The organism is Streptomyces cathayae (assembly GCF_029760955.1).
Lineage (GTDB): Bacteria > Actinomycetota > Actinomycetes > Streptomycetales > Streptomycetaceae > Streptomyces > Streptomyces cathayae.
In genome coordinates, this window is the sequence record NZ_CP121682.1 from 2,243,113 (window position 1) to 2,256,509 (window position 13,397).

Sequence of the window (13,397 nt, forward strand, 5' to 3'; positions counted from 1 at the left end):
GGCCGCGGGCTCAGGCGGGGACGCCCGCGCCCGCCAGGTTCTCGATCGTGCGACGGGTGCCGGGGCCCACCACGGCGGCCCACTCCTGGGGCGCCTCCGCCAGCCAGTGGGCCAGGGCGGCGGCGAAGCCCGGCACCCGCCGCCCCAGGTCGACCAGGCCGCTGTCGAAGTGGGCGGCGCCGTCGGGGGTGCGGGCGAGGAGCAGACCGGTGCGGTGGACGAGCTCACGCGCGGTGGTGCCGGAGCAGCGGGCCGCGGCGCCCAGCACCGCGGCCAGGACGGCGGGGTCGGGGGCGCGGGTGAGGAGCGGATCCAGCAGTTCGCGGCGCAGGGGCCGGGAGGCGGGGGTGCCGGGCCCGGCGAGGACACCGGCGAGGGCGGCCCGCAGCGGCTGCGGTCCGCCCTCCAGCAGGCCGGTGAGCAACGGCAGGAGTGCGTCGTGGTCGGCGTGGCCGGCCGGTTCCCGGGCCAGGCGCCGGTCCGCGTACGCGGCCAGCTCGCCCGCGAGGTCCGGCCACTGTTCCACCGCCGTCCGCAGGAGCGCGGCGACGCGGGGGGCCAGGGCGGGCGTGGTGGCGTCGGCGAGGGTGTGCAGCGTCTCGCGTGCGTCCGGGTGGGCGAGCCTCGCGCGGAAGGCCTCGAGGACGGGCTCCGGGTGGGTGGTGAGGGCACCGGTCAGCGCGCTCGGCGGGAGGTGCGGGTCGCCGGCCGCGAAGTGGTCCAGGGCCCGCGGGAGGTGGCGGTCCCTGCTGCTCGGGTCCTGGACCAGGAGGGCGAGCGCGCCGCCGTGCAGGGGCCGGTCGGCGGTGCGCACCAGCAGGGCGAGGGCCGCGTACCGCAGCAGGGCGCGGTCGGTCACGTCGCGGGTGTGCGGCGCGGCCCGCAGTCCGTACGCCACGGCTGCCGCGCGGCGTGCGGGCCGCTCGTCGCGCGCCCACCGGTCGACGGCCCTGCACACCGCCGAGGGGTCCTCCTCTGCCAGCGCGCCGAGCAGTTGCCCGGCCCGCCGGTGCGCGCTGTCGGCGAGCGCCTCGGTGAGAGTGTCCGGGGCGCGGTGCCGGTGGGTGTGCAGCAGGGCCTGCGCCGCCGTGGCGACGGTCGCGTGCGGGGTGGCGGGCAGCGGCCGCTCGTCCTCGAACCACCGCACCAGGTGCGGGAGCACGGCGACGGGGTCGGCGGTGAACAGGCGGGCGGCGGCGTCCAGGAAACGGGGACCCGTCTCGCCCGGCGGGCCGTCGGCGTGGACGAGTCGGCGCAGCAGCTCGAAGCCGGTCTCCAGGGGCAGCGGGAGAGCCGTCCAGAAGGCCGGTCCCAGCTCCCTCGGCGTCCTTTTCCGCTGCTGCCGCCAGGCCACGACCCGGTCGGCCAGCAGCCGGAGCACCTCGGCGTAGGGGGTCGCGTCGGGCACGCGTGCGAGGGTCTCGGTGAGCAGCCGGGCGGCCCACCAGGAGCCGGGGTCGGCGTCGAGGGCGTGCACCAGGTCCGCCAGCCGGGAAGCGAGCGGGCCGGGTCCGTGGCGACGGGCGAGCAGCAGCATGGCCTGGACGACGGGGCCGATCCGGTGGTGCGGGACGGGCAGGCGGTCGGTGCCGGGGCGGGCGCCGTGATCATGGACCTGATCGTGACCATGACCGTGGACGTGGACGTGGGGGCGGTGGTCGTGGACCAGGGCGCGCAGGGCCGCGTCCAGGTCGAGGTGGGTGCCGTGGAGCCAGTCGGCGAGTTCCTCGTGGGCGAAGCGGTAGCCGGTCCCGGCCGGGACGAGGATGCCCTCGGCGAGCACGGCGGAGGCCCAGCCGGCGCCCCCGCCGAGCCGGGCCGGGGCGGGCCCCCACGGGAACACCGCCTCGAACGCCTCCCGGTCCAGCTCGCCCTGCCCGGGGCCGAGACTGCGCCGGGCTGCCTCGTGCACCTGCCCGGAGACCCTGGCGGCCAGCCGGCGTACGGCGGTGCCGCGCAGCCCGCTCTCGACGGCGAGGCGCACGGCCACGCGCAGGCACATCAGGTCCAGGTGGGCGGAGAGGACGTCGTGGCGGTCGGCGCGGGCGTCCGGGGCCTGAGGGGCGTCGGCGAGGGCGGCCCGGACCTCCGCGAGCAGCCGGAGGGTCAGCGGGTGCCGGGAGTCGGCCGGGGAGCCCTCCGGGATGCCGTAGCGGGCACGCGCGTGGAGGGCCTCCTCGGCGGTCAGGTCACCGAGGCGCACACAGGCGGGGAGGTCTTCGGCGGTGGCTTCGTCCTGGTGCCCGTCCCCGTGCTCACCGGGCGCACCGGGCGCACCGGGTCTACCGTGCTCACCCCGGTGCCCGCCTCCGTCCCCGCTCCGGTGCAGCAGGTCCGCGGGGAGGAGTGCGCCCGCGCTCTCCCAGTACTCCGCGCGGCACCCCACCACCAGCCGCGCGCCCGTCCGCCGCAGCCAGCGCGCCGTCCCGTCGGTCCACCGGGCGAGGCGGTCGGCCAGGACGGGCGGCATCTCCTCCGGGCCGTCGAGCAGGACCAGCAGGGGGCGGCCGGCGGTGCCGGCCAGCGCGGCGAGGCGCCCGGGGCCGGTGTCGCCGAGGCCTTCGGGGCCGCCCGGGAACGGGGTGCGGGAGGCGGCCACGATGCGGGCGGCCCGGTCGAGTGCGCGGTGGGCCGCGTTCGCGACGGAGAGGTCGTCGTCCCGCAGATCGGCGCCGCGCAGCCACAGCGTGGGCAGTCCGGCGCGGTGGCGGCGGGCGGCGAGCCCCGCGAGTTCCGTGGTACGGCCGCTGCCGGGCGGTCCGACGAGACCGAGCACCGCGGCCCGGCCGCGCTCGAACGCGGCGAACTCCGCGGCCGTGGCCGCCCGCTCCACCGGCGCCACGCCTCCGGGCGCGAGGGCGCCCGACGGGCCGTCCTGGGCGACCGAGGTGGCGGTGAGTTCCAGGACTCCGGCGAGATTGAGGTCGGCGCCGTACGCCGGGACCGTCGCCGCGTTCTCGGCGAGCAGTTCGGCGAGCGGGCCCCGGGCGGGACCCAGCGGCACGGCGAAGCCGACGTCGCGGCCGCCGGAGCGGAGGGCCGTGCCGAGGACGCCGAGCACGGCTCCGGTGGCGGCGTCGAGCACCGGGCCGCCGGCCGCTCCGCCGCCGGGGCGCAGGGCGTCGCGGCCCGTGGTGCCGATGGCGAGTTCCAGCACGTCGTCGAGGGGGTGGCAGTGGTCGGTGGCCGTGTACGTCACGGGGGTCGCTCCCAGGACGCGTGCCTCGCGCCAGCACCCGGCGGCGATCCGCACATAGGTGCCGCTCTCGACGCGGTTCCGCGGGGCGACGGGCAGGGGGGCGGTGCCGAGCCCCTCGCAGCGGACGAGGGCGAGGCCGAGTTCGGGCAGCGGGGTGACGGCGTCGGCGCTCACCACGCGGTGGCGGTCGTCGGGGCCGTGCAGGACGAGGCGGGGCAGGCCGTCGACGGCCTCGTGGCTGGTGATCAGGGTGCCGCGGTGGTCGGCGGGGAAACCGAGACCGCGCGGACGGCCGGCGAGATCGTGGATACGGACGAGGACGTCGCCGGGCGAGTGCTCCCCCGCCGTCCGGACGGGCTCCCGCCCCACCGGACCGTTGCGCGACGTCATCGTCGAGCCTCCCCGCCGTGCCGTGTGCCGTGTCCTCGCCCTGCCGTGTCCTCGAGGTCCGCGAGGACGTCGAGGACACCGAGGCCATCGAGGTCCGCGATGAGCGCGATGTTCCCGATGACCTCGACAGTAAGGCCGGAATGACCAGCGGGGCGGCCCACTCGGCGAACGCGCCCCCTTCCGCTCCCCCGGTTCACTCCGAGCGCCCGCACTTACGGGTGAATCGACGTGTCCGGATGGACAGCCTTGGGTGGGGGAACCGAGGGGGACCGTGGAGCGGCGGCATGTCCATCCCCGTGACGCCGCTCCACGGCGGGGCCGCACCGCCGGCCGTCCGTGCCGGCGTCAGGTGAAGACGGCCAGGCTCTTGGCCTTGCCCCGGTGCTGCTCGACGAGGGCGAGGAACTGCGCCTCGGGGCCGAAGACGGCCACCGGACCGGCTCCCGCGTACTCCTCGGGCATCTCCAGGCGCACACCGTTGGTGAGCAGCCGGGCGCGCCGGGTGTCGACGTCCCAGCGAGGGAAGGCCACGGCCGCGGCCTCGGCGATCGGCAGCACGGTCAGCTCCTGCTGGTGCTGCTCGAGGGTGCGGGCCGCGTCCAGCTTGTACGGACCGACCCGGGTGCGGCGCAGCACCGTGAGGTGGCCGCCCACGCCCAGGCCGGCGCCCAGGTCACGGGCGAGGGCACGGATGTACGTACCGGAGGAGCAGACGACGGAGACCACCAGGTCGAGCACCGGGGTGCCGTCGTCGGCGACGGCCGGCCGGACGTCGTGCACGGCGAACGAGGAGACGGTGACCGGCCGGGCGGGGATGTCGAACTCCTCGCCCTCCCGGGCCCGTTTGTAGGAGCGCACGCCGTCGATCTTGATGGCGCTGACCTTGGACGGCACCTGCATGATGGCGCCGGTCAGCTCGGCGACGCCGGCGTCGACGGCCTCGCGGGTGACTCCGGAGGCGTCGGTGGACGAGGTGATCTCGCCCTCGGCGTCGTCCGTGAGGGTGTTCTGCCCGAGCCGGACGGTGCCCAGGTACTCCTTCTCGGTCAGCGCGAGGTGGCCGAGGAGTTTGGTCGCCTTCTCGACGCCGAGGACGAGGACGCCCGTCGCCATCGGGTCGAGGGTGCCGGCGTGGCCGACGCGCCGGGTGCGGGCGATGCCGCGCATCTTGGCGACCACGTCGTGCGAGGTGAAGCCCGACGGCTTGTCGACGATGACAAGGCCGTCGGGCGTGGTGTGCTTCTGGGTCATTCGGCGGTGTCGTCCGTCTCGTCCTCGGGCTTGCGGTACGGGTCGGCCCCGCCCGCGTACGTGGCGCCCGCGGACGCCTCGCGCACCTTGGCGTCGGACTGGCGCGCCTTGTCGAGGAGGTCCTCGATGTTGCGCGCGGTGTCCGGGAGCGCGTCCATGACGAACGTCAGGGTCGGCGTGAACTTCACGCCCGCCGCCCGGCCCACCTCGGAGCGCAGGATGCCCTTGGCGCTCTCCAGGCCGGCCGTCGCGGCCGCGCGCTCCTCCTCGTCCCCGTACACCGTGTAGAAGACGGTTGCCTCCCGCAGGTCACCCGTGACCCGGGTGTCCGTGATGGTGATGTGGGTGCCGAGCCGCGGGTCCTTGATCCCGCGCTGCAGCTTCTGGGCCACCACCTCTCGGATGAGGTCCGCCAGCCTTTTCGCCCGCGCGTTGTCGGCCACTGGTCCGTCTCCCGTTCTTTCCTGTCTGAGTGGTCGGAACTCCGGGTTCCCGGAGCCTGGATCCGTCAGTCGTCCTCGCCGTGGAAGCGCCGCCTGACGGACAGCAGTTCCACCTCGGGGCGCCCGGCGACCAGCCGTTCGCACCGGTCCAGTACGTCGGTCAGGTGCGCCGCGTCGCCGGACACCACCGCCAGGCCGATGACGGCCCTGCGGTAGAGGTCCATGTGATCCACCTCGGCCGCGCTCACCGCGTACTTCCGCTGGAGCTCGGCGACGATCGGGCGGACGACGGAGCGCTTCTCCTTCAGCGAGCGAACGTCGCCGAGGAGGAGGTCGAAGGACAGCGTCCCCACATACATGTACAACCGGTTCACCCGCCGGTACGGGATCGACGTCCCCGCCGTCCGTGGTGGGCGGGGACATCAGAACCGTACATCGAAGGGGCGAGTCCGATCGACGGATATTGCGCTCCGGGGCACCGGGTGCCCGGAGACACGGACCGGCCGGCGGGCCGTGTTTCCAGGGGCCCGCCGGCCGGTGTTCACCGTGGGGTGTTACGCCCGCGGCTTCTCGCGCATCTCGTAGGTCGCGATGACGTCGTCGACCTTGATGTCGTTGAAGTTTCCGAGGTTGATACCGCCCTCGAAGCCTTCGCGGATCTCGGTGACGTCGTCCTTGAAGCGACGCAGACCGTCGATGTTGAGGTTCTCCGCGATGACCTTGCCGTCGCGGATGAGGCGCGCCTTGGTGTTGCGCTTGACCTCGCCGGAGCGGATGAGAACACCCGCGATGTTGCCCAGCTTGGACGAGCGGAAGACCTCGCGGATCTCCGCCGTGCCGAGCTCGACCTCTTCGTACTCCGGCTTGAGCATGCCCTTGAGGGCCGCCTCGATCTCCTCGATCGCCTGGTAGATGACCGAGTAGTACCGGACGTCCACACCCTCGCGCTCGGCCATCTGCGCGGCACGCCCCGCGGCGCGCACGTTGAAGCCGATCACGATGGCGTCGGAGCCCATCGCCAGGTCGATGTCGGACTCCGTGACCGCACCGACGCCGCGGTGCAGGACGCGGATGTCGACCTCTTCGCCGACGTCCAGCTGGAGCAGCGAGGACTCGAGGGCCTCGACCGATCCGGACGCGTCACCCTTGATGATCAGGTTCAGCTGCTGGACCTCGCCGGCCTTGAGCACCTTGTCCAGGTCCTCCAGCGACACGCGGCGCGTGCGCTTGGCGAACGCGGCGTTGCGCTCACGGGCGGCGCGCTTCTCGGCGATCTGACGGGCCGTACGGTCCTCGTCGACGACGATGAAGTTGTCACCCGCACCCGGGACGTTGGTCAGGCCCAGGACCTGGACCGGCGTCGACGGGCCGGCCTCGGCGACGTTGTTGCCGTTGTCGTCGAGCATGGCGCGCACGCGGCCGTAGGCGTCGCCCACCACCATCGTGTCGCCGACCCGCAGGGTGCCTCGCTGGACGAGGACGGTCGCCACGGCACCGCGGCCGCGGTCGAGCCGGGACTCGATCGAGATGCCCTGCGCGTCCTGCACCGGGTTGGCCCGCAGGTCGAGCGAGGCGTCGGCGGTGAGGACGACGGCCTCCAGGAGGCTGTCGATGTGCAGACCCTGCTTGGCGGAGATGTCGACGAACATGGTGTCGCCGCCGTACTCCTCGGCCACCAGGCCGTACTCGGTCAGCTGACCGCGCACCTTGGTCGGGTCCGCGCCCTCGACGTCGATCTTGTTGACCGCGACGACGATCGGGACGTCGGCCGCCTTGGCGTGGTTGAGCGCCTCGACCGTCTGCGGCATGACGCCGTCGTTGGCCGCGACGACCAGGATCGCGATGTCGGTCGACTTCGCACCACGGGCACGCATGGCGGTGAACGCCTCGTGACCCGGGGTGTCGATGAAGGTGATCCGGCGATCCTCTTCGTTGACCTCGGTCGTGACCTGGTAGGCACCGATGTGCTGGGTGATGCCGCCGGCCTCGCCCGAGGCGACGTTGGTCTTGCGGATGGCGTCGAGCAGGCGGGTCTTGCCGTGGTCGACGTGACCCATGACGGTGACCACCGGCGGACGGACGACCAGGTCCTCCTCGGAGCCCTCGTCCTCGCCGAACTCCAGGTCGAAGGACTCGAGCAGCTCGCGGTCCTCCTCCTCCGGGCTGACGATCTGAACCGTGTAGTTCATCTCGCCGGCGAGGAGCAGGAGCGTCTCGTCGGAGACGGACTGGGTCGCGGTGACCATCTCGCCGAGGTTCATCATGACCGCGACGAGCGACGCCGGGTTGGCGTTGATCTTCTCCGCGAAGTCGGTGAGCGACGCACCGCGCGACAGGCGAATGCTCTCGCCGTTGCCGCGAGGCAGCATCACGCCGCCGACCGACGGGGCCTGCATGGCCTCGTACTCCTGGCGCCTCTGCCGCTTCGACTTGCGGCCACGACGGGCCGGACCGCCGGGACGGCCGAAGGCGCCCTGCGTGCCACCGCGGCCACCGGGACCGCCGGGACGGCCGCCGAAGCCGGGACGACCGGCGAAGCCGCCGCCGCCACCGCCGCCACCGGGACGACCGGCGAAGCCGCCGCCACCGCCACCGGGACGAGCGCCGCCACCGCCACCGCCGGGACGGCCGGCGAAGCCGCCGCCACCGCCACCGGGACGAGCGCCGCCGGGACGACCGGCACCGGCCGGACCACGGCCACCGCCGGGACCGCCACCGGGGCGGGGACCGGCAGCCGGACGCTGCGGCATCATGCCGGGGTTCGGACGCGGGCCGCCGGGGCCGCCACCGGGACGGGGACCGCCCTGCGGACGCGGCATCGAGCCCGGGGTGGGACGCTGCCCGCCCGGAGCCTGCGGACGCGGACCGCCGCCGGCCTGGCCACCGGGGGCCTGGGGACGGGGACCGGCGCCGGGGGCACCGGGACCGCCGGGACGCGCGCCCTGCGGGCGGGGTGCCTGCGGGCGGGCCATGCCGGTGGAACCACCGGAGGTGAAGGGGTTGTTACCCGGACGCGGGCCGGCCGGGCGTCCACCCGGACGCTGACCGCCGCCACCGGGGCGCTGACCCTGACCGGCCGGACGTCCGCCCTGGCCACCCTGGCCGCCCTGACCCTGACCGCCCTGACCCTGGCCGCCGGGGCGACCACCGGGCTTGGGGGCGCCGGGACGCGCGCCGGGCTTCGGCCCGGACGGAGCCGGGGAGGCAGCCTGCGCGGCCGGCGGGGCCTGGAACTCCGGAGCCGCCGGTGCCGGACGCGGCGCGGGCCGCGGACCCGGCGTCGGGCGCGGACCGGGAGCCCCGGACGAGGGCGCCGAGGGCGCCGACGGGGCCGCGGGCTGCTGGGCCGCGGCGGGCTTGGGTGCCGGCGGCTTCGGGGCAGCCGGACGGGCCGCCTGCGCCGGCGAGGGCGCTGCGGGCCTGGGGGCCGCCTTCCGGGGGGCGCCGGGCTTCGCGGCGGACTTGCCGTTGCCCCCGCCCTGCTGGAAGGCGTCGGTCAGCTTGCGTACTACGGGCGCTTCGATCGTTGAAGACGCCGAACGGACGAATTCACCGAGTTCCTGGAGCTTGGCCATGACGACCTTGCTCTCCACACCGAACTCCTTGGCGAGTTCGTAGACCCGGACCTTAGCCACTTCGCTCCTCTGAGGTCCGGGTTGCGTCCGGACCGTCGCTAGTTCATGGGCGTACTCATCGCGTACTCATCGAGTGCTCATCGCAATCTCGACCTGCTTTCGACTCGCGAGGTACCAGACCGCACGGGGGGTTCCGCACGGCATGTCTTCCTATGGATTGCTCTCACAACCCTGTGCCTGCTCGACGTGGTGGCGCAACGCCTTTACGTCGAGCGGTCCCGGGACACGGAGCGCCCGCGGAAACGCCTTCCGGCGCACCGCCTGGTCAAGACAGACCGGGACGGGGTGCACATAAGCACCCCGGCCGGGCAGCGTACCGCGTGGATCCGGGACGCACGCGTCCTCGATCACCACGATCCGCAGCAGCTCTTCCTTGACCGCTCGCTCCCGGCAGCCCACGCAGGTTCGCTCGGGGCGTGCGCGGGTAGGTGTCCGGCCAGACATTCCTCAGTCTACCTCCCCGGGCCGACCTCACCCCTTTGGGGCAAGAATCGAACAGATGCCGCCGGCGAGACTGTCGTGATCTCAGCGGGCGGAGGCTCGGATCTATTCCCCGGGCTGTTCCGTGTCCGGTCGGATGTCGATCCGCCAGCCGGTCAGGCGGGCGGCCAGACGGGCGTTCTGCCCCTCCTTGCCGATCGCCAGCGACAGCTGGTAGTCCGGCACCGTCACCCGGGCGGACCGGGCGGCCAGGTCCACGACCTCGACCTTGGAGACGCGGGCCGGCGACAGCGCGTTCGCCACCATCTCGGCCGGGTCGTCCGACCAGTCGACGATGTCGATCTTCTCGCCGTTCAGCTCGCCCATGACGTTGCGCACCCGACCGCCCATGGGGCCGATGCAGGCGCCCTTGGCGTTCAGCCCGGACCGGGTGGAGCGGACGGCGATCTTCGTACGGTGACCGGCCTCACGGGCGATGGCGGAGATCTCCACCGAACCGTCGGCGATCTCCGGCACCTCCAGGGCGAAGAGCTTCTTCACCAGGTTGGGGTGCGTACGCGACAGGGTGACCGAGGGGCCGCGCACGCCCTTCGCCACCCGGACGACGTAACTGCGCAGCCGCATGCCGTGCGGGTAGGTCTCGCCCGGCACCTGCTCCTGCACCGGCAGGATGGCCTCCAGCTTGCCGATGTCGACCAGGACGTTCTTCGGGTCGCGGCCCTGCTGGACCACGCCGGTGACGATGTCGCCCTCACGGCCGGCGTACTCGCCGAGCGTCACGTCGTCCTCGGCGTCACGCAGGCGCTGCAGGATGACCTGCTTGGCCGTGGTGGCCGCGATGCGGCCGAAGTCGGACGGGGTGTCGTCGAACGCGCGGGCCTCCTGGCCCTCTTCGAGGTCCTCGGGGTCCTCCTTCGCCCACACCGTCACATGCCCGGATGCCCGGTCGAGCTCCACACGCGCGTGGCGGCGGCTTCCCTCGGTGCGGTGGTAGGCGATGAGGAGGGCCGATTCGATCGCCTCGACCAGCAGGTCGAGGGAGATCTCCTTCTCCCGTACCAAGAGCCGAAGGGCACTCATGTCGATGTCCACGGTTACGCCTCCTCTTCCGTCTCGTCGTTCTTGTCGTTCTTGTCGTTCTTGTCGTTCGCTCCGGTCGTACCGGTCGCGTCGTTCTTGTCGTTCGTTTCGGGCACGTCGGTCTTGTCGTCCTTGCGGTTGAACTCGACCTGGACGCGCGCCCTGCCGATGTCGTCGAAGGCGAGTCTGCGCGCGGTGGCCTTGCGGCCCTTGACTCCGGGCACCTCGAGGTCGAGGCCCTCGTCGTCGACCCGCAGGATCCTGGCGACCAGTTCGTCGCCCGCGGTCAGCCGGAAGCCCACCAGGCGGCCCGTGGCACGCACGTAGTGGCGGTGCTCGGTGAGGGGGCGCTCCGCGCCCGGGGTGCCGACCTCGAGGGTGTACTCCCCGCCGCCCATCGCGTCGGTCTCGTCGAGTTTCGCCGAGAGCGCGCGGCTCACATCGGCGATCCGGTCCAGATCCGCGCCGGTGTCGGAGTCGACGACGACGCGCAGCACACGCTTGCGGCCGACCGCGTCCACGGCGATCTCCTCGAGATCGAGGCCCTGCGAGCTGACGAGCGGTTCCAGAAGTTCTCGAAGCCTCTCGCTCTGGGTGCTGCTCATCCGGGTGACTCCTCGGCCGCGTGTGCTGTTGTGGGACGGTGCGCGTGTCTGGTCAAAGGGTATCCGGTCGCGGGGGGTGATGCCGTCCACCCGCTCACGGAGGGTGCCGCTGACCATCGTCGGGCGGATGCACGGGTACCGTGATCACGGGCCGGTGGCCCTTCTTCCGTTCTTCCGTTCATCTGCTCTTCTGTTCTTTCCGTCGCCCCGCTTTTTCCGTTGCTTCCGTCGCCACGTTCGTACGAGCCCCCGAGGACGTCTGCCGTGCCGTTCCCCCACGCTCCACGCGCCCGCTCGGGGCCGCGCAGGAGGAGCCTGTTCGCCGTCGCCTCCACGGCCCTGCTCGTGACGGGCTGTTCCACCGGGTCCGAGAAGCCCGAGGCCACCGCCGGCGGTCGTCCCTCGTCGGCCGAGCGGGTACGCGCGCGTGCGGCGGGCGACAGCAGGGAGCTGGCCGAGCGGTACGACGCCGTGATCGCTGCGCATGCCGGGCTCGCGCCACGGCTGCGTCCGCTGCGCGAGGAGGTCGTACGGCACGCGAAGGCCTTCGGGAGCACGGCGACGTCCACGGCGTCGCCGGGGGCGGCGGGGCCGCAGGCGTCGCCGGGGGCGCAGGGAGCTCAGGGGGCGCCGTCCCCCTCCGGGGCGCAGCGGCCCGCCTCGCCGTCGGCCTCCGTGCCCGCGACGGAGAAGGACGCCCTCGCCGGGCTCGCCGCCGCGGAGCGGGAGATCGCCGACCGGCGGCTGGAGGAACTGCTGGACGCGCCGGCCGAACTGGCCCGGCTGTTGGCCTCGGTGGCGGCGGCCGGGGCGGCCCACGTGTATCTGCTGACGAAGACGAAGGGGTGACGGATGAGCGAGGCGAAGGACCGGGAACTGCGGGCTCTCCAGGCGGCCCTGGCGGCGGAGCACGCGGCGGTGTACGGCTACGGGGCCGTTGGCGGGCGGATCGCGAAGGAGCTCCGTACGGACGCGCGCGCGGCGTACGACGCGCACCGCGCACGCCGGGACGCGCTGATGCGCGAGGTGAAGGACACGGGCGGCGAGCCGGTCGCGGCCGCCGCGGGCTACGCGCTGCCGTTCCCGGTACCGGACGCGGCCGCGGCGGTACGGCTCGCGGCGGAGCTGGAGAACCGGGTGGCCGGGGTGTACTCGGACCTGGTGCGCGCGAGCCGCGGTGAGCGGCGCCGGGCGGCGGCCGAGGCGCTGCGGGAGGCCGCGGTGCGGGCGGTGCGCTGGAGCGGGGAGAGCGTAGCCTTCCCTGGGCTCGCCGAGCGGGCCCACCCGGCCTCCGGGGCCCCGACGCCGGCGGCGTGACGGGGCTGCGGGCCGAAAGCGGCGGCAGGCATCGCTCACAGCACGAAGGGAACTACTCGCGCATGGTCTTCGAACCGCCGCAGCGCCTGGTGAGGGCGCTCGGTGAGACGGCTCCCGACGGTGCCCGGTGGCTGGAGGGGCTGCCCGAGGCGGTACGCGAGGCCGTCGCGGTGCGCGAGCTGACCGTGGAACGGGTGCAGGTGCCCGGGGGCCGCAGCAGTCTGGTGCTGCTGGTGCGGACGTCCGACGGCGGCCCCGCGGTGCTGAAGCTGGCTCCGGCCAGGGCCCGGCCGGAGAGTGAGTGGGCCGCGCTGGCCCACTGGAACGGTCTGGGCGCGGTCCGGTTGCTGGAGCCTTCCCCGCCCGCCGACGGCGCGCTGCTGCTGGAGCGGCTGCATCCGGATGTCTCGGTGCGGTCGCTGCCGGAGGCGAAGGCGCTGCTGGAGGCGGCCGGGACACTGCGGCGGCTGTGGGTCGAGCCGCCCTCCGGCGATGCCGCCCGTCCCTTCGAGACGGTGGCGGAGCGGACCGGCCGGCAGGCCGAGGCCATGCGGGCGTCCGCCGCGGGCGACCCGGAGGTGGGACCGCTGGTGTCGGCGGCGCTGGCGGTACGCGAGGAGCTGCTGGCCGGACCGCCCGAGCACCGGCTGCTGCACGGCACGTTCCGGCAGAGCAAGGTGCTCGCCGGTGAGCGGATGCCGTGGCTGGCGGTGGGTCCGGACCCGCTGGTCGGGGAGTGCGCCTTCGACCTGGCCCGGCTGGTCCGCGACCGGGTGGAGGACCTCGTCGCCCAGACCTCCGGCGCGGCGACGACCCGCCGCCGGGTGAAGCGGCTCGCGGAGTCCCTGGAGGTCGATCAGGAACGTCTGCGCGGCTGGACGCTGTTCCGCGCGGTGGAGTCCGGCGTCCGCGCCCGCCGTGTGGGCCGCGGCCAGGACGCCGAACTCCTCCTGGAGTTCGCGACCTGGCTCTGACCGCATGTCCGGCGCCCCGGACCCGCCGCCCCGCGCGGTGGTGGTTCCGCGCGGGGCCGCCG

At 74.1% G+C, this 13,397-nt stretch carries 11 protein-coding genes; 3 read left to right on the plus strand and 8 right to left on the minus strand.

Annotated elements, in window-relative coordinates; all coding sequences use genetic code 11:
- Positions 1 to 10: 10 nt before the first annotated feature.
- The 8 genes from PYS65_RS10045 to rimP form a co-directional block, all read right to left on the minus strand.
- The gene (locus PYS65_RS10045; RefSeq protein ID WP_279333517.1) at positions 11 to 3,589 is read right to left on the minus strand and encodes a trypsin-like peptidase domain-containing protein; all 3,579 of its coding nucleotides are present in this window, start codon (positions 3,587 to 3,589) and stop codon (positions 11 to 13) included.
- A gap of 345 nt (positions 3,590 to 3,934) precedes the next feature.
- Positions 3,935 to 4,840: a tRNA pseudouridine(55) synthase TruB gene (gene truB / locus PYS65_RS10050; RefSeq protein ID WP_279333518.1), complete on the minus strand. Its 906-nt coding sequence runs from the start codon at positions 4,838 to 4,840 to the stop codon at positions 3,935 to 3,937.
- Complete coding sequence (rbfA, locus tag PYS65_RS10055; protein ID WP_279333519.1) at positions 4,837 to 5,283, minus strand: 30S ribosome-binding factor RbfA; 447 nt, start codon at positions 5,281 to 5,283, stop codon at positions 4,837 to 4,839. The genes truB and rbfA overlap by 4 nt, the downstream gene beginning before the upstream one ends.
- 65 nt (positions 5,284 to 5,348) lie before the next feature.
- On the minus strand, positions 5,349 to 5,642 hold the full coding sequence (locus tag PYS65_RS10060) for a DUF503 domain-containing protein (protein WP_109377392.1): 294 nt from the start codon (positions 5,640 to 5,642) through the stop codon (positions 5,349 to 5,351).
- A 195-nt stretch (positions 5,643 to 5,837) separates the two neighbouring features.
- Positions 5,838 to 8,918 (minus strand): translation initiation factor IF-2, encoded by a 3,081-nt coding sequence (infB, locus tag PYS65_RS10065; protein WP_279333520.1) that lies wholly within the window; start codon positions 8,916 to 8,918, stop codon positions 5,838 to 5,840.
- 150 nt (positions 8,919 to 9,068) lie between these two features.
- Positions 9,069 to 9,362: a YlxR family protein gene (locus PYS65_RS10070; protein ID WP_279333521.1), complete on the minus strand. Its 294-nt coding sequence runs from the start codon at positions 9,360 to 9,362 to the stop codon at positions 9,069 to 9,071.
- A 102-nt stretch (positions 9,363 to 9,464) separates the two neighbouring features.
- The gene (gene nusA / locus PYS65_RS10075; RefSeq protein ID WP_279333522.1) at positions 9,465 to 10,451 is read right to left on the minus strand and encodes a transcription termination factor NusA; all 987 of its coding nucleotides are present in this window, start codon (positions 10,449 to 10,451) and stop codon (positions 9,465 to 9,467) included.
- A 2-nt stretch (positions 10,452 to 10,453) separates the two neighbouring features.
- Positions 10,454 to 11,044, minus strand: a complete 591-nt coding sequence (rimP, locus tag PYS65_RS10080; RefSeq protein ID WP_279333523.1) for a ribosome maturation factor RimP — start codon at positions 11,042 to 11,044, stop codon at positions 10,454 to 10,456.
- A 264-nt stretch (positions 11,045 to 11,308) separates the two neighbouring features.
- Between rimP and PYS65_RS10085 the strand changes: the two genes are divergently transcribed.
- The 3 genes from PYS65_RS10085 to PYS65_RS10095 all read left to right on the plus strand — a co-directional run bounded on the left by PYS65_RS10085 (position 11,309) and on the right by PYS65_RS10095 (position 13,335).
- On the plus strand, positions 11,309 to 11,893 hold the full coding sequence (locus PYS65_RS10085; protein WP_279333525.1) for a hypothetical protein: 585 nt from the start codon (positions 11,309 to 11,311) through the stop codon (positions 11,891 to 11,893).
- A 3-nt stretch (positions 11,894 to 11,896) separates the two neighbouring features.
- The gene (locus tag PYS65_RS10090; protein ID WP_279333526.1) at positions 11,897 to 12,361 is read left to right on the plus strand and encodes a ferritin-like domain-containing protein; all 465 of its coding nucleotides are present in this window, start codon (positions 11,897 to 11,899) and stop codon (positions 12,359 to 12,361) included.
- A gap of 62 nt (positions 12,362 to 12,423) precedes the next feature.
- Positions 12,424 to 13,335, plus strand: a complete 912-nt coding sequence (locus PYS65_RS10095) for an aminoglycoside phosphotransferase family protein (protein WP_279333527.1) — start codon at positions 12,424 to 12,426, stop codon at positions 13,333 to 13,335.
- Positions 13,336 to 13,397: the final 62 nt, after the last annotated feature.